At 39.9% G+C, this 15,918-nt stretch carries 15 protein-coding genes; 4 read left to right on the forward strand and 11 right to left on the reverse strand.

Going from position 1 to position 15,918, the window contains the following annotated elements; translation table 11 throughout:
* The first annotated feature begins 157 nt into the window (after window positions 1–157).
* Window positions 158–3,361 carry a S8 family peptidase gene (locus SB717_RS03330; protein ID WP_410903202.1) on the forward strand — a complete coding sequence of 1,068 codons (3,204 nt, stop codon included), beginning with the start codon at window positions 158–160 and terminating at the stop codon, window positions 3,359–3,361.
* 39 nt (window positions 3,362–3,400) lie between these two features.
* Here SB717_RS03330 and corA read toward each other — a convergent pair whose 3' ends face one another.
* Window positions 3,401–4,372, reverse strand: coding sequence for a magnesium/cobalt transporter CorA (gene corA / locus SB717_RS03335; protein WP_013055874.1), 972 nt, complete (start codon window positions 4,370–4,372; stop codon window positions 3,401–3,403).
* 525 nt (window positions 4,373–4,897) lie between these two features.
* On the opposite strand from corA, the gene SB717_RS03340 reads away from it, so the two are divergent.
* Both SB717_RS03340 and SB717_RS03345 read left to right on the forward strand, forming a co-directional pair.
* Window positions 4,898–5,269, forward strand: a complete 372-nt coding sequence (locus SB717_RS03340) for a PilZ domain-containing protein (protein WP_410903203.1) — start codon at window positions 4,898–4,900, stop codon at window positions 5,267–5,269.
* Window positions 5,270–5,345: 76 nt separating this feature from the next.
* Window positions 5,346–6,176 carry an LCP family glycopolymer transferase gene (locus SB717_RS03345; protein ID WP_410903204.1) on the forward strand — a complete coding sequence of 277 codons (831 nt, stop codon included), beginning with the start codon at window positions 5,346–5,348 and terminating at the stop codon, window positions 6,174–6,176.
* Between the two features lie 46 nt (window positions 6,177–6,222).
* On the opposite strand, the gene SB717_RS03350 is transcribed toward SB717_RS03345, so the two are convergent.
* From SB717_RS03350 to SB717_RS03380, 7 genes are all read right to left on the reverse strand, one after another.
* Complete coding sequence (locus tag SB717_RS03350; protein ID WP_144645471.1) at window positions 6,223–6,867, reverse strand: cupin domain-containing protein; 645 nt, start codon at window positions 6,865–6,867, stop codon at window positions 6,223–6,225.
* Between the two features lie 109 nt (window positions 6,868–6,976).
* Window positions 6,977–8,299, reverse strand: coding sequence for an MATE family efflux transporter (locus tag SB717_RS03355; protein ID WP_410903441.1), 1,323 nt, complete (start codon window positions 8,297–8,299; stop codon window positions 6,977–6,979).
* Window positions 8,300–8,361: 62 nt separating this feature from the next.
* Window positions 8,362–9,495, reverse strand: coding sequence for a DUF2087 domain-containing protein (locus SB717_RS03360; RefSeq protein ID WP_410903205.1), 1,134 nt, complete (start codon window positions 9,493–9,495; stop codon window positions 8,362–8,364).
* A 165-nt stretch (window positions 9,496–9,660) separates the two neighbouring features.
* Entirely contained in the window at window positions 9,661–9,798 is a 138-nt protein-coding gene (locus tag SB717_RS03365; protein ID WP_410903206.1) for a hypothetical protein, read from the reverse strand.
* A 101-nt stretch (window positions 9,799–9,899) separates the two neighbouring features.
* Window positions 9,900–10,358: a VOC family protein gene (locus SB717_RS03370; RefSeq protein ID WP_074679403.1), complete on the reverse strand. Its 459-nt coding sequence runs from the start codon at window positions 10,356–10,358 to the stop codon at window positions 9,900–9,902.
* A 271-nt stretch (window positions 10,359–10,629) separates the two neighbouring features.
* Window positions 10,630–11,493 (reverse strand): GRP family sugar transporter, encoded by an 864-nt coding sequence (locus tag SB717_RS03375; protein WP_014461163.1) that lies wholly within the window; start codon window positions 11,491–11,493, stop codon window positions 10,630–10,632.
* A 410-nt stretch (window positions 11,494–11,903) separates the two neighbouring features.
* Window positions 11,904–12,881, reverse strand: coding sequence for a carbohydrate kinase family protein (locus tag SB717_RS03380; RefSeq protein WP_182004291.1), 978 nt, complete (start codon window positions 12,879–12,881; stop codon window positions 11,904–11,906).
* Window positions 12,882–13,336: 455 nt separating this feature from the next.
* Here SB717_RS03380 and SB717_RS03385 point away from each other — a divergent pair, with 455 nt between their 5' ends.
* Window positions 13,337–13,663 carry a cyclic-phosphate processing receiver domain-containing protein gene (locus SB717_RS03385; protein WP_410903207.1) on the forward strand — a complete coding sequence of 109 codons (327 nt, stop codon included), beginning with the start codon at window positions 13,337–13,339 and terminating at the stop codon, window positions 13,661–13,663.
* Between the two features lie 216 nt (window positions 13,664–13,879).
* Here the strand turns inward: SB717_RS03385 and SB717_RS03390 are convergent, their stop codons facing one another.
* The 3 genes from SB717_RS03390 to nirD form a co-directional block, all read right to left on the reverse strand.
* On the reverse strand, window positions 13,880–14,716 hold the full coding sequence (locus SB717_RS03390) for a formate/nitrite transporter family protein (RefSeq protein ID WP_410903208.1): 837 nt from the start codon (window positions 14,714–14,716) through the stop codon (window positions 13,880–13,882).
* A gap of 24 nt (window positions 14,717–14,740) precedes the next feature.
* The gene (cobA, locus tag SB717_RS03395) at window positions 14,741–15,511 is read right to left on the reverse strand and encodes a uroporphyrinogen-III C-methyltransferase (protein ID WP_410903209.1); all 771 of its coding nucleotides are present in this window, start codon (window positions 15,509–15,511) and stop codon (window positions 14,741–14,743) included.
* Between the two features lie 71 nt (window positions 15,512–15,582).
* Entirely contained in the window at window positions 15,583–15,909 is a 327-nt protein-coding gene (gene nirD, locus SB717_RS03400; RefSeq protein WP_013055862.1) for a nitrite reductase small subunit NirD, read from the reverse strand.
* Between the last annotated feature and the right edge of the window lie 9 nt (window positions 15,910–15,918).

The following is a 15,918-nucleotide window of genomic DNA, read 5'->3' on the forward strand; positions in this document are numbered from 1 at the left end:
TTTTTGCAACTAGGACTTATCTCACCATTTATTCTATGAGATTAATAACTTGACAAAATAACAAAATAAGCAACAGTAATTATTTACAATTTTTTAAACTTTATGGTTTAATAGGTATGTAATTCCTGTTTTTTACTATATTTTTTGGAGGTTTAACATGAAAAAAGGGTCAATTTATCGTTTTATTGCTTTTGCTTTAATGTTCACCTTGTGTTTTAGCCAATTAGGCTTACTGAAAACACAAGCAGCAGGAAATCCTCCTGCTAATGAAAAAACATTAAGCATTGGTAAAGCAGCAAAAGGAACATTTACCGAACCAGAACAAGCACATTGGTACAAAATTAATCCTTCTAAGCAAGACGTAGCACAGTTTTCACACTACCGAATTAAGCTTCAAAGTGATAACGAAGTAAACATCACGGTTTACTCTAGTCTTGAAAATGCCAAAAACAACGTGGCATTTGACCGTTATATGGGATACTCTTACAAAGACGAGCCTGCTCAGCTTGATTTTCCAATCGCCTGGACTGGTCCTTATTATGTAAAGGTTGAGTATTACGGAGATGAAGATATCATCATCGAAGACGATACAGAAGAAGATGGAAAAAAACCTTCTGAACCTCAGCCAGAATTAAAAACAGAAGTTCCTTACACAATCAGCTATGAAGGCGCTTCACTTCCCCCTTCTCAAATGGAAGCAGAAGAATGCCCGGCTGAATTAAGTACAAGCCAAAAAGAAAATGGAAAAGGTATTTTAAAAGATTTGCGTACGATTCGCGACGCTGTGCTTTCAAAAACAGCAAGCGGAAAAGACCTTTCTTCTCTTTATTACAAAGCCGCTCCGTTTATCAGCTCTAAAATGATTATTGATAAATCGATGCGCGAACAAGTATACAAAGATTTAGTTCAGTTAAAGGGTCTATTTACAGATGTGGCGAAAAACGGCGCATCAAGCACGTACATGATTACAAGCGCTAATCAAAAAGCAATCAATGATTTATACAGCATCGCTTATAAATCCGTTCCGGCTGCTTTAAAGAAAGATTTAGAAAAAGTAGCAGCGCAGACAAAATTAAAAGACGTAACGGACTTAAACGTATCGTCTGTATTAGTAAGAGCTAAACTAGTCAGCGCAAACAGCGTTTCAACAAAAGCAGAAACTCGCTATATTGTTAAATTAAAAGATGGTGCAAATGCTAAATCATTTAAAACAAAAGCACAGTCAAAATCAGCAGGCATTGAATCTATTAATCCATTAAAACAATCAGCCGCTTCTTTTGATAATATGTTTGTTATTCAATTAGATGACAGCAATGGAAAAAGCTTCAGCACGTCATCTGCTCAAGGTAAAATGACGGCAAAACAAATTCAGGCACTTCCTGAAACTGAATTTATCGAGCCGGTTCAAGAGTACCACGCTCTTTCAATGGATTCACAATATCCGTATCAATGGTCATTAAATAACACGGGTAAAAATGACGGTACTCAGCATGCTGATATTCAGTACGAATCGCTTGAAAAATTACTAAACGGTCAAAAGTTAAAAGATACAGTTATTGCCGTTGCGGATACGGGCGTCGATTCATCACTAGCTGATTTAAAAGGCGTGGTGGATACAAAAACAGGCTATAACTACGTGGATCGTTCGTCAAATGCAACTGATGACAACGGACACGGAACTCACGTAGCAGGTATTATCGCAGCCTCTGCAAACAATAACTATTCAATGGCCGGCATTAATTCTCATGCAAAAATTTTACCGGTGAAAATTCTAGACGCATCTGGAAGCGGAGATACAGAACAAATTGCGTACGGTATTAAATACGCGGTTGATCACGGTGCAAAAGTTATTAACTTAAGCCTTGGCGGGTCTTACAGCCGCGTGCTTGAATATTCATTAAAATATGCATACGACCATAACGTAACGGTTGTAGCAGCAAGCGGAAACGACGGTATGGAAGAGCTCTCTTACCCTGCTTCATCTGCCTATGCGATTTCAGTAGGCGCATCAAACCGTTTAGATATCGTATCTGACTACTCAAACTATGGAAAAGGATTAGATATTACAGCTCCTGGCTCTGATATTCCAAGTCTTGTTCCAGACGGAAACGTCACTTATTTAAGCGGAACATCAATGGCAACACCTCACGTGGCAGCCGTTGCGGGATTATTGCTATCCCAAAACCCAGGCTTAAAGCCAAAAGACGTTGAAAAACGCCTAACGGATACAGCTAAAGATATTAAGTTTGATGAAAAAGATGCTCCTGTATACGATGACGAAGAAAGTCCAGCAGAAAGTCCAGCAGAACCTCCTGCTCCAGGCTACGATTACGTATCAGGATGGGGACGTTTAAATGCGTACAGCGCGGTAAGTGCACAGCAGCTGCAAGCGCAGGTAAATACATTTGTCAGCACGCAAAAAGTTGTTACAGGTAAAGCTCAAAGCGGTTCAACTGTTAAAGTAATGAACGGCTCAAAAACACTTGGCACAGTTAAAGCTGATGCAAAAAATACGTTCTCTGTGAACATTCCAGCTCAAAAAGCTGATACTGTTTTACAAGTGGTTGTAACAAACGGAAAAGCAAGCACAAGCATTCGTGCAGTTGTTCAAAAAGCACCTGCCAAACCAGCGGTAAAAGCCGTAACGAATAAAGATGAGTATGTAACAGGAACGTCTAAAGCGAATTTTACGGTAAATGTTAAAAACAGCGCTAAGAAAGTGATTGCTTCAGCAAAAGCTGATGCCAAAGGCGCGTTCAAAATAAAAATTCCAAAACAAAAAGAAAATACAGTTTTGTATATCACGGCTACAAACGGCCAACAGCAAGAAAGTGAAGAAGTAAAAGTAACGGTGCGTGACGTTATTGCTCCAAATACACCTAAAGTAAATCCAGTCAGCGACGCGGATACGGCTATTAAAGGAACAGCAGAAGCAAATGCGTCCGTTGTAGCGAAAGTGAACAATAAAGAAATTGGCAAAGCAAAAGCTAACGCAAAAGGTCAGTACAGCATTACAATAAAAAAACAAAAAGCAGGTACAGCAATCAGCGTAACAGCAGCAGACGCAGCCAACAACACAAGTAAAGCTACGACTGTAAAAGTGAGCGATAAAACACCCCCTGCTGCACCAAGCGTAAATACTGTCACAACAAAAAGTACGGCTGTAACAGGTAAAACAGAAGCAAATGCTACCGTAACGGTAACAGTAAACAAAAAAAGTATTGGCTCTGCTGCTGCTAACAGCAAAGGACAATACTCAGTAAAAATTAAAAAGCAAAAAGAAAAAACAGTCTTAAGCGTAACGGCAAAAGACAAAGCAAACAATACGAGTAAAGCAACAACAAAAACGGTGACAAAATAAAGAAAAAAGGCGCTTGGCTTATGGCCAAGTGCCTTTTTGTTATAGCAGCTGTTTGTTTTTAAAGTATTTCCACATTCCCCACGTTAACACAATTAACATAACAATAATAACAGCAGTAGCCCAGTGGGAATTCTGATATGGAATCGGTACGTTCATTCCAAAAAATCCGGTTACGAACGTTAGCGGAAGCATAATCGTTGAAATTAACGTTAAGACGTTCAGCTTTTCAGATGAAGTTGCATTGGTAATAGAATAATACGTATCAAGCGCACTGTTTACGAGGTCTCTAAACGTTTCAGCAGAATCTACAATACGCTCTAAGTGGTCAAGCAAATCAATGTAGAAAGGAACATTTTCTTCTCGTATATCGAATTTCCACTTTCCATTCACCGTTAAGAAAATTCGGCGCTGAGGCAGAATAACGCGCCGGATTAAGATAATCGTTCTTTTTAACGCCAAGAACTCTTCCGTCACTCCGCGCACTTCTTTATTGTAGATTTCATCTTCTAATTCATCAATACGCATGTCAATTCGGTCTAAAATCGGAAAGTATTCGTCCGTGATGCCATCAATCAAAGCATATAATAAAAAGTCGGCGCCGCGGTTCATAAACTTTGGATAGCGTGAGCACACAGCATCCATTTTGCGAAGCCAGCCCATTTTATGTTTATGAATCGTCACTACGTAATTTGATCCGACAAATGCATTTAACTCAAGCGTCGTAATCTCGTCATCACTTTCTTCGTTATAGCGAAGCGCGTGAAAAACGAAAAATTTATAGTCTTCGTAATCATCCATTTTAGCGCGAGGACTGTCGTGCAAGCAGTCTTCAATCGCCAATGGGTGAAAATCGAATAATTTAGCAATTTGAGCAAGCTCTTGTCCGTGGACATCATACAAATCAATCCACAGCAAATTATCAGGATTGCGCAATTTCTCATGCACGTCTCCTAAATCAAGATTCGTTACCATTTCTTTTGTTTCATCATCATATAAGTATGTTTTAATCATTGATTTTTCACCTCACATCATTGAGGCATTAAGGAGTATTTTCCTTCGTTGAAATGAGAGGAACACATACACCTTTGTTGCCCCTATCTTGTTTTGCAGTAACCTTCATCGAAATGGGGTCATCAGTGCCCATTCATCTCACCTCCTAATTAGTTGAAGGAACGCTGACTTGTAATACAGCTACTTCACAAAGTTTAATTTTAACATACAATCCAACTCTAGCGTAGCGCTTTTTTCAAAACCTTTCCCTCACCATTTAAAGTTTCAAACAAAACTTCCGATACTATAAAAGCCCTACTAGTATACCCGCTATTTAATAATCTGATCGTACTCACAATCGGCAATCGATAACTAAGACCGCCTACGATTAGGTCTAGAATATCTGCCATGGCCGGTCTTTGCCCATGGTAGATATTCTACATCGATAAACATTATATGGGTCATGGGGAAAAACGTGTAGGAATTTTTAGACTTTCATCGAATACTTACTTAACAAACTTAGATTACGAAAAGGACTGATGATACATGCATTTTAAACGTGAAGAACCGTTTCGCTTTTTATTTGAAACTCCCATTGTTGGAACGTTTTCCATTGCTAAATACGACAACAAAGAAATCGATTCTAAGCCCGGTCCTTTGTCTGTTATCGACCTTTCACCAAAAGGAATCAAAATAATTACGCCGCTTGATTTACCTATTTTCAACCATCAAATTCAGCTAAAAATCAGCTTTTATTTAAATGAAAAACCCATCCATATTACCGGACTTTGCGTGTGGAAAGAAAAACAGCACAATGAATACCTTTATGGCATTGAAGCGTTTAACGATGTGGAAGAGCAAGCAGTTTTAATTACAGAACTCAAAACCTACGCCAAGAAAAAGCAAGATAAGCAATAAAAATAGCGCTCATTTGTTTTACTCCCCTTTTAAGATGGCAATACTACGAACGAATTCGATAGAAAAAGGTGAGACGATGAGCAGCAAAGCAAAAAAAGAGTGGATTGGCGGTCTCGTACTGTTTTTACTCGTCAGTTTTGTCAGCATCACGTTTGCAGGCTATCATACGGTGAAAGCTGCCGTTGATCAAACGTATGTACCGCTTGAGCATGGTAACAAAACACACGTCAATCTAAAAAAAGGACAACCGTTTTCCCTGCTTTTAATTCAAGAAAACCATCAAAATACGTCATTTGTATATATGACTGTAAATAAACAGCATGAATCAATAAAAATGACCCACTTGCTAGGGTCAACTCAGCTCGGCGATGAAACGCTGCGAACTATTTATCACCAAGGAAATATGAATGCTGTTGTAAAGAAAGTCGAAGCATATGCAAAGCTTCCTGTTGATTATTATGTCAAAATGGATCAGCAGGCAGTCGTCGATGCTGTAGATAAATTAGGCGGCATTATCGTCACAAACAAACGTGCTTTTGAACACAGCAACATTGTTTTTCCAAAAGGATCAATTCGCCTTAACGGAAAAGAAGCGCTTGTTTATTTAAAGGAGCGTAATGAACAAGACGTTTTTACTGCCCATGAAAGGCAGCTGTCTGTAGCAAAAGCCATTTTCAGTCAAGCAGCTACGATTCCCAATGTTGCAAAGCTGCATTCTCTTGTATTTACGCTCGCTGATCACATTGAAACCAATGCAACCTTTAATGATATCAAACGGATTCAAAAAACCTACAAGCCGGCCGTTGCTCACGTAGACAAGCAGCAGTTTCCGCAAAACGAATGGAACCAAAAACATGTCACAACGCGGCTTTATAAGCACTTAGAACGCAGCGAGCTGTTTTTGTAAAACTTATCAAAAAAACCATTGACCCCAGGCTCAATGGTTTTTTATGCTACTTATTTTCAGAAGGCACTACTTTTTCATTTATTTTAACCACAATTCGTTCATCCCGTTCATCTTTGAGATAGCTCTTTTGATAAAAAGAATGATCATTAGGCGGTCCAATGATAACCGTATCCGTAATCGGAGCAACGGCTTCTGCTACTTCGCTTGCGCTTACTCCGTATGCTTTTTGAAACACGATCGGAGGCGTTAAGCGCAGCACGTCGGATCCTTCTGTAGATTCGAATTGATCATTGTTAAAAAAGAGATGAAGATGTGCTTCTTCCGATAAGGGCTCAATCCAATGCCACCAGCCCATCGGTATAAAAACAACTTCTCCTTCTTTTATTCGGTAATTGTGCATGCTGCTTGTATCAGGGTCCAAGACAGACACCTGCACTTCACCTGAAACGACGACATCTAATTCCCACGCGTTTGGATGCCAGTGCGGCTCTCTCATATGCCCTTTCGTCATATATAAATCAACAAAAGCACCTCCAAGCATTGCAGGCATCTGAGTTGAGGTTAGTTGATACGCTATATTTTGATCATTTCGTTTGAACAGGACATTTTGCTTATAATTCACTGACAAATTAGGCGTTCCTGAGCTTTTTTTAATATTTGAATTATCCGGCACAAATCCAGATTTACTCATAGTGTCATACCCTCTTTTCATTAAAAAGTTATATGCACTATCCTATTAAAACTTTTAGATAAGGGTGTTTTAATTAGAAAAAATAAAAACGAGCGTTTCCGCTCGCTTTTTATCCGACAAGACGTTCAATTTTCTTTTTCTTCCATACAAATTGATAATAGCTGTACTGCAGAATTAAGCTGACCACAAACGCTACTGGATATCCAACCCAAATTCCTTTAATCGCAAGAGATGTAAACTGCGATAGCACGTAGGCTACGGGTACTTCCACACACCAAATAGCCATAATACTAAATACCGTAGGCCAAAGCACCGTACCGCTTGCTCGCATCGTAGCGGTAATAATTTGTGCATGACCGAAAATCAAATAGCTCCAAAGTGTTATAACTAACAGCTCTTCAGCAATATGGAGCGTATGCTGACTTGTTAAAAACAGAGCTAAAATTTGATTGGAAAAGAGATAAATAAGTAAAATCAATACGCTGCCAATAACGTAATTCAGCATAATTCCAGAGCGGATAACTTCTTTTAAACGCTCAAATTTATTGGCGCCAATCGACTGCGCCGCAAAAATAGAAACTGCAATTCCTAAGCTGATTGCCGGCATTTGTACATAGCTTGCCACTTGGTTCACCGCTCCGTACGCTGCTGTAGCGTCTGAGCCAAATCCGTTCACAAACGTAATAACCGCAATTTCAGAAAGAGAAACTAAAATCATATTGATACTCGCTGGAATCCCTAAACGCATAAGCAGCTTTAAAAGCGTTCCGTCCATTTTTAATGAAATAGATGAGTCAAACTTTAGCGGATGATTTTTCTTGCGTAAATAGATAATCATAATAATGAACGTTAATACGGTTGAAAACACCGTTGCATACGCAGCGCCGTACACTCCAAGCTTTGGCACTCCGATCCATCCAAAAATTAAAATCGGAAGGAAAATGATGTTTAAGACCGTACTCACAACTAAAAAGTAAAAAGGCGTTTTAGAGTCTCCGGTTCCGCGCATAAACGTCGTATAAACAAAGTATAAAAACAAAACAGGAATCGCCACAAACAAAATGCGCGCATAGTGAACCGTTACGTCAATAATATTAGCCGGCGTTCCCATAATCCAAAGAATATCCGGAGCAAATATGCTTCCCAAAACAGCAAGCACAATTCCGACTAAAAAGGTAAACGTGAGCGTGGTACCGATAATTTCTTTCACGCGTTTTTCGTTTTGTGCCCCGTACGCCTGCCCGATTAAAATGGAACTTCCTGAACCAATTCCAATTGAAAACGACACGAGCAGAAAAAACAGAGGAAAAAAAGCGGAAATAGCGGCTAACGCATCAACGCCAAGCGCTCTTCCGACAATAATACTTCCCGCCAGCTGCCCAACGGACTGCATGGCGTTACTTAACATGAGCGGAATTAAAAACACAAGCATCAGCTTACTGACGGATTTTTCTGATTCCACTACTTCACTTTTCACATCTTGATTCTTCACACCTATTTCTCCTTTGTATCAGCTTTCGGCGAATGATAGCCTTTTTCGCCGTAAGGCTGCAGCTTCTCTAACCATTTCGCTTCCAGTTTCAGCAAATCCTTTTTTGAAAGTGCTTTTTCTTCTTCTCTTTTAATCGTTTCCAGCATCTCGATTGAAAAAGCATCCGCTCCGTACGTATTCCACTCGTTTTGAAGCTCTTTATTTTGATGAGTGTTCGTCTTTAACGTGAACTTTACACCGTTTAATGTTTTAACGTTAGGCGTAGAGCCAATGTAAATCTTATCGTTGTGAAGGTTTTTTATTTGATACACGCCGCCTTCTGTTTTTACTTCTTTCGCTAGCTGCTTCATTTGTTTTTTATAGCCTTTTGAGTCCATACTCATCTCTGTCTCTCCTTTTCTCCAGTAGCTGCTTCCGTCTGCGCTGCGCTCTAAGAACCCGTATTCAATTAAATAGCGTCGCAGCACGGCATAGTCGTCATAAAAAGGTGCTAACCTATCATTTACTTCTTTTTCCGTATACGTTGTGCCAAACTCAAAATGCCCGCTTAATTCTTCAAGAACAACAAGACGGTGTTTTTCTTGCAAGTGAAAAGTACGAAGCGGTCCGTTTAAACCTTGCGGAAAATTCTTCGCTAAAATTTTTTCACGTTCTTCATCACTGACGCTGTAGCGCTGACTTCTTCTAGGCGTCGTATTTGTTACGGGTGCCGCCTTTTCTTCTTCCCCGTCGTTCAACAGTTCCATCAGCGTTAAAAACACTTTTGCCTGACGCTCTTTTTTCTTTAACGTAAAGCGGTGATTTCGAATGGTCGATGAACTGCCAATTCCCATTTCTTTTTGAATATCGCTGTCGCTTTTTCCTTCTTTAAAAAACTTCACTAAATTTTTTTGATGATCAGAAAGACCCGTTACCTCTTTATCTAGATCTATTAAATGATGAAATACAGACCCGTGCTGCTGTTCCACATGAAGCTTCATATAACGTTTTGCTTCATAAAAAACACCTTCCACCGGATAAATAATGCCTTTTTCAATGTTTTCACCGCACAGTAAGCAGTGATAGTGCTCTTCGCTTTCCCCGTACCCTTTCTTCATATCTTCAAAAGATGATTCCCAAAACAAATCGTTTACCATATAAATAGACACCTTTCTATTTTGTTTACTATTTTATAAACAAATATATTATATGTTTATAAATATGTCAATTCTACGTTTATGATACATAAAAAGGTGGAGACATAACGAAATGACTCCACTCTAAAGACGAACAAATGAGATACATGAGTTCATATAGATCACTTATGACACCGCAGTTGATTTCCGTGCAAGGCTTCGCTTTCCGCGGGCGGGCGCTGAGCCTCCTCGTCGCTTGCGCTCCTGCGAGGTCTCATCCCTTCCGCTTTTCCCGCAGGAATCTTCGCCTTGCCCTCCAATCAACTGCTAGAAAGACCTACACATATGAAACCTACGTTTACCATAACTAAAAAAAACGAACCGCTAATCAAACACGTTGATCAATGGTTCGTTTTTCACTTGAGCTAAAATAATTTCGTCTCGGACTCTTTGTTCCATTCACTTAAATACGGAAAATCCTTAGATACGACAGGCTTATCATTCAAAAACGTAATTAACTCCAAACGGTTGCCGTCAGGGTCATTAAAATATACGCACGCCGCTGGCATCCACGTATGAACAATCGGCTCTGTCTGCGGCTTTCCAAACGACGTCTTTTCCGGTTCAATGCCTTTTGAACGCAGCCACGTTAACGCTTCATGAATATCCGCTGCTTCAATACCAAAAGCAAAATGACTTCTTTTCAACTCTTTTTCACCGGTTTCCCAAAGCCCAAGCATCTGCTTTTGTTCCCCAACAAAGAAAAAAGCACAGCGCCGCTCTTCAATTCGATGAACAAACGTCAGCCCAAGACGTCTATAAAACTCAATCGAATCCTCCAAACTCCGAACCTGCACATGCGTCTCATAAATACTCTTAATCATAGCCTCTCCTCCATCCTTTTCTACTACTATAAGCCATCTCACACCAAACAGCTTCCTAACAAAGAATGAAAAACAATCAGCCTTAAGAACGAGAACTCTAATACAAACTTACAGCTTTGAAATTCTGAAGAGCATATGGATAGGTTTTGACTAAGATTTTGACCTTCACTAAGGTTTTGAGGCTACCCCGCAAGGGGTGCCTCAAAACCTTAGGTCTAGAAAAACCCCCATGGCTGCACTCTAGCCATGGGGGTTTTTCTACATCGATAAATTAAGCGTGAGCTTTTGCGAGGCCTATGCAGATACCGCCTGAAATAATCAGTACACTCGCAAGAGATACATAGAATAATTGACGCTTCGTTTTCTTTTCTCCCAAGAAGACAATACCGCCAAAGATAGAAATAACAATACCCATTTGCGATAATGAAAAGCTTGTTGCTACGCCTAGTCTTGATTGAGATAAGAATAAGAACATGTTTCCAGATGCCCAGATTAGACCTGGTAAGATATTACGAATCGTATATTTGTTAAACGGCTTATGTTTGTATGTAATGATTAAACCGCCAATTAACATACCAATTGCTTGCGGGAATAGTGCTGCCCATGCGTCTACGTTGAAAATACGTGCGATAACGACGTAAACTAAGAACCCAAGACTTGAAATGATAAGAGTGATAACCCCTTTTTTCGTTTGTCCTGGAGTCCCTTGTGCTCCTTCTTTTTTACCGTCTAATGAAGAAAGCACAACGCCTGCCAGTATTAAAAGAATCGCAATAGATCCAAGTACAATCGTTTGAAGCGTTGACCATTCTTTAAATACAATAACACCAAAAAGAGCTGTTGATACTAATTGCATACCCGTTGAAATCGGCATTGACTTTGAAACACCAAGGTATGGAACACTTTTAAACTGATTGCTTTGACCTACTGACCAGAACAAACCTGAAACAATTCCGACAATAACAAGCGTTGGCGTTAACACCGGCTGAACAATCATAAACTGAACAAATGAAAGAATTAAAGCTCCAATAATTGTTCCAAGCGTTTGACTGTAAGGTCCACCGCCCATCTTCATACTAACTAAAATCATGCTTCCCCACGCAACGGAAGGAAGAACACCTAGCAAAATATCCATCTTTCTCTTAACCTACTTTCCTATTTCTAATCTATGTACATCGTATGTAACGACCTGCTGCTTTTATCTCATCAAGGGCAAAGAACCAAGCACTCATACTCCCTCGAATATCCCCCCAAAGGTCTAGAAAATTTAATAGGATCGCTCTTTAATCCTATTAAATTTTCTACATCGATAAAAATATATAACGTTTTCATAAATGGTGGTAAAACTGCTACTTTTTGCTGCTCGTATTATACTAACACGAACATTTATTATTTAGCTAGAAATTTTTTTGATTATTTTTTAAAAACAGAAAAAAATTTTTTCTTCTTGCTCCGCAGCTCGCTTCTTCCTCTTATGTGATCTGCAACCAGCAGAAACTAGCGCCTCTGCTGATTGAAAATAAGAAGAGATAAAGCCTTTTCATTTTAGTTAGCTACAGGCTTGCAAAATTCCTCTACTACTTCTTTGGCTGGAATGGAACTGATTGCACCTTTTCCAGTTGTCGTTAAGGCACCGCTTGCATTTGCAAAGCGCAAAATAGCATCGTGGTCGCGGTCAAGAATAGCCGTTAAGTTTTCTTGTGACACATCTCGGCTTAATAGCTGATAAAGGAATCCGCCAATAAACGCATCTCCTGCACCTGTTGTATCAACAACCGCTACTTTGTAACCGTTTGATTCATAGACAGCTTCTTTTGTATAAAGCGTTGCGCCTTCTGCACCTTTAGTGAACACAACTACTTGAACGTCACCTGTAAATAGAGACTGAATCGCTTGCTGTTCATCTTCAATTCCTGTGATAAACGCTAGCTCGTCGTCTGAAATTTTGACAATGTGCGCTTGAGGGATAAATTCTAAAATTGTTTGACGGCATAGCTCATGGTCTTTCCACAGCGGAAGACGTACATTTGGATCAAAGCTGATAACTCCGCCTTTTTCTTTCATGCTTTTAATCGCTTTCATATGAGCGTATTTCATAGGGCTTTCAACTAAATCAACCGAACAGAAATGAAGAAGATCGTTGCTTGCAAACCAATCAGGATTAATTTCGTCTTCTGTTAGCAATAAATCTGCTGAAGGATTACGATAGAAGCTGAAATCTCTTTCTCCGTCTTCACGCAGAGAAACGAAAGCTAAAGCTGTGTTTGCTTCTTCTGTACGATAGACCATATCAGTACCTACTCCTACTTCACGAAGCGTATCTACTAGAAAGTCTCCAAACGCATCTTCTCCAACTTTTGTAATAAGCGCTGACTCATTACCGTATGTAGCAACAACTGCTGCAACGTTTGCCGGCGCTCCGCCTGGCACACGCGTAAACGATTCCACTTCTTTCAATTGAAGACCTTTTTGAGCTGGAATCATATCAATTAATACTTCACCGATACTAAATAACTTACCCATTCTATTCACCTTACTTTTCTTTTTTGTCATATTGTCATACTATGTTCCAAAAAATCCTTAAATCAAATTATACGTCCCAAACATCTTTTTCGTAAAGAGAAATTTCCAATTTATTTTAAAAAAATCGCAAATTATCGTTTTTTTCTCACAATCTTTTATTCATTAAACCTTTTCCATCCCTTGTCAAATCTAGGATTAAAATGACTCTCTTACACAAAGATCGCGGAATAAAAAAAGTTAATTTCCAGTTTAAACTGTTTATCTATTCACTTTTCGTTCGACATCTCTTTCCTTATTTCCTGTTTATTCGCCGTGAATATGCAAATAATGATAAAAATTCGCGTTTTTATCCCTATTTAAGAAGGAATGCAGGAAAATGTGTCGAATAGACTTAGGTAGGTATATGACATTATGTATGTTACACTAAATACAAGGCAAGGAAGGGAGAATCAGTCATGAAAATCAATGTTTTTCTAGACGACTATCGCAAGTGCCCTGACGGTCATGTTTTAGCCGAAACGATTGACGAATGTATTGATCTGCTAAGATCATTCGATGTTGAACATTTGTCACTCGATCACGATTTACTCAGCAAGACACGGAATGGATTAATGCTCGTGCATTTTATGGTAAAGCATCATTTATATGCCGATCGAATTACGATTCACTCCGCTAATCATTTAGGCAGCAAAGCAATGTACAACTGCTTTAAGGATGCTCAAAAAGAGCATAAAATGCCAAACAGCATTAAAATTCTAAGATGCCCTCTGCCTCTTCGATGATATCTGCACCCTCACACATTCATTTCAACAGAATCTGTCCGGATTCAATTCTCACAGACTTCCTGTTTCTATAAAATGAAGAACAATACTGCTTGTTCGATACGTATAGATGTGAATACGCTTTAAGCAGTTTATATTATATAGAAGAAAACCGCTCTAAAATACCATTATGAAAGCTTTAAAAGCAGACTATATGGTACAAAGAGCGGTTTTTTGCTATTTAGACAGTTTAGCAGAATCCAAATCAGCTGAGAGAGCAGCCGGCTGTTTTTTAACTTCTTTTAGCTGTCTAGCGTTCAGGAACCAGTAGAGGCTTCCTACAAACACTCCTCCACCCACGATGTTTCCGAGCGTAACAGGAATTAAATTATGAAATAGTCCAGCAGCCGAAATCGTATCGGGATGCGGAAGCAATAAAGCTAGACCAAGAAACGTCATATTTGCCACGCTGTGCTCGTATCCTGAAGCAACAAATGCAAACAGCATCCAAAAAATAAGCATGATCTTTGCTGCATCGCTTTTAGTGCGTGAAGCGGTCCAAATTGCCAGACAAACAAGCCAGTTGCAAAGGATGCCGCGAAAAAACAATTCACTAACCGGCAAATTCATTTTTTTAGCTGCCAGCGTCATGAGTAAATGATTCGGTTCAATTCCTTTAAACAAACCGGTTCCGGTAATTAACAAACAAAGCCCAAACGCTCCTATCGCATTTCCGATAAAACACCACGTCCAGTTTTTGAACGTATCTTTCCATGTGGTGACTCCCGATAGCGTACTGACCGTATAAACCATATGATTCCCCGTAAACAATTCAGCTCCTGCAAATACGACAAGCAAGAGAGCAACAGCAAAAGATAATCCCATCACAAGAGAAACGACCGGTAAAGAAGCAGAAGCTAAAGGCGCTCCTACCGATAGAGCTAATATAACGCCAAGTCCCACGTAAGCACCCGCTAGCATAGCTAACAGCAAATAACTCGGCAAATGATCATTCACAAGCTTCGTTTTTTCACGGGCTAACTCATTCATTGACTGCAGTGAATTCTTAAGCAAAAGCGTTTCCTCCTTTTATTCATCTTAGACGCATACTTTTTCTTCTGTTTTTTCCAAAAACCAAGAAAGAGCAGAAGCTTGCTTCACCACTTCACCAATCACAATCATCGCGGGATTGCTCACTTGCTGCTCCGCAGCCGTGTCTATAATAGTGCCAAGCGTGCCTGTAACCGTGCGCTGATAAACTGATGTGCCTTGTTCAATAAGAGCGACCGGCGTATCCGCGCTTTTTCCGGCGTCTAAAAGCTGACGGCAAATATACGGTAAGTTTTTAATGCCCATATAAATCGCAAGCGTATCAACTCCTTTTGCTAAATACTCCCAGCGAATACTTTCCGGCTTGCCGTTCAAGCAGTGTCCCGTCACAACGGCAAACGAACGGCTCAGCTCACGGTGCGTCACAGGAATTCCAGCATAGGCCGGTGCCGCGATGCCTGCTGTAATACCTGGAACGACTTCAAACGGAATTCCGTTTTGAACGAGCACTTCTGCTTCTTCCCCGCCTCTTCCGAAAATAAACGGATCTCCGCCTTTTAACCGCACGACGGTGTTTCCTTTTCTTGCGTAGCATACAAGCAAATCATGAATATCATCTTGAGAAACGCAGTGATCACCAGGCTTTTTCCCGCAGTAGACGAGTTCGGCTCCTTCTTTTGCATACTGAAGAAGAACAGGGTTCACTAGTCGGTCATATAAAATAACGTCTGCTTTTTCTAAACATTTGGCTGCTTTTATCGTTAGCAAATCTGGATCTCCTGGTCCGGCTCCTACAATGTACACTTTTCCTGTTCTCATTTTTGCTTCGCTCCTTTTAATGTGTCCCCTTGAATTTTTATGGTGCGTTGAAAATCAACGCGCCTCGTTACTTATTCTTCAATTAAAAGATACAGCAAATCTCCTTCAACAGACGCTTCGTACGTGTCTACACAGCCACTGTCAGGCTCTTGCACGTTTCCGTCATGCAAGCAGATTTTCCAGTCGTGCATCGGACAGAACACCGAGTCGCCGCTCACGATTCCTTCACTTAGCACCCCGCCTTTATGTGGACAGCGGTTTTCAATTGCCCGTATTTTTCCGCTTGATAGCTTAAACACCGCAATTTCTTTTCCGTTTACTTTCACTGTTTTACCCAGGCTTACTGGAAAATCATGAATCGATCCTACGCATACTTTTGTAATGTTTTTATTCACCATCTTTATTTC

Source organism: Priestia sp. SIMBA_032 (genome assembly GCF_046535215.1).
GTDB classification, from domain to species: domain Bacteria; phylum Bacillota; class Bacilli; order Bacillales; family Bacillaceae_H; genus Priestia; species Priestia aryabhattai.

Coding starts and splice junctions, on each gene's coding strand:
- SB717_RS03355 (WP_410903441.1), bottom strand. CDS start 8,299: ATGCTTGTGTTTTTAATTCCGCTCATGTTAAGTAACGCCATGCAGTCC.
- SB717_RS03330 (WP_410903202.1), top strand. CDS start 158: ATGAAAAAAGGGTCAATTTATCGTTTTATTGCTTTTGCTTTAATGTTC.
- corA (WP_013055874.1), bottom strand. CDS start 4,372: ATGATTAAAACATACTTATATGATGATGAAACAAAAGAAATGGTAACG.
- cobA (WP_410903209.1), bottom strand. CDS start 15,511: ATGAGAACAGGAAAAGTGTACATTGTAGGAGCCGGACCAGGAGATCCA.
- SB717_RS03360 (WP_410903205.1), bottom strand. CDS start 9,495: ATGGTAAACGATTTGTTTTGGGAATCATCTTTTGAAGATATGAAGAAA.
- SB717_RS03370 (WP_074679403.1), bottom strand. CDS start 10,358: ATGATTAAGAGTATTTATGAGACGCATGTGCAGGTTCGGAGTTTGGAG.
- SB717_RS03375 (WP_014461163.1), bottom strand. CDS start 11,493: ATGGATATTTTGCTAGGTGTTCTTCCTTCCGTTGCGTGGGGAAGCATG.
- SB717_RS03385 (WP_410903207.1), top strand. CDS start 13,337: ATGAAAATCAATGTTTTTCTAGACGACTATCGCAAGTGCCCTGACGGT.
- nirD (WP_013055862.1), bottom strand. CDS start 15,909: ATGGTGAATAAAAACATTACAAAAGTATGCGTAGGATCGATTCATGAT.
- SB717_RS03345 (WP_410903204.1), top strand. CDS start 5,346: ATGAGCAGCAAAGCAAAAAAAGAGTGGATTGGCGGTCTCGTACTGTTT.
- SB717_RS03350 (WP_144645471.1), bottom strand. CDS start 6,867: ATGAGTAAATCTGGATTTGTGCCGGATAATTCAAATATTAAAAAAAGC.
- SB717_RS03380 (WP_182004291.1), bottom strand. CDS start 12,881: ATGGGTAAGTTATTTAGTATCGGTGAAGTATTAATTGATATGATTCCA.
- SB717_RS03340 (WP_410903203.1), top strand. CDS start 4,898: ATGCATTTTAAACGTGAAGAACCGTTTCGCTTTTTATTTGAAACTCCC.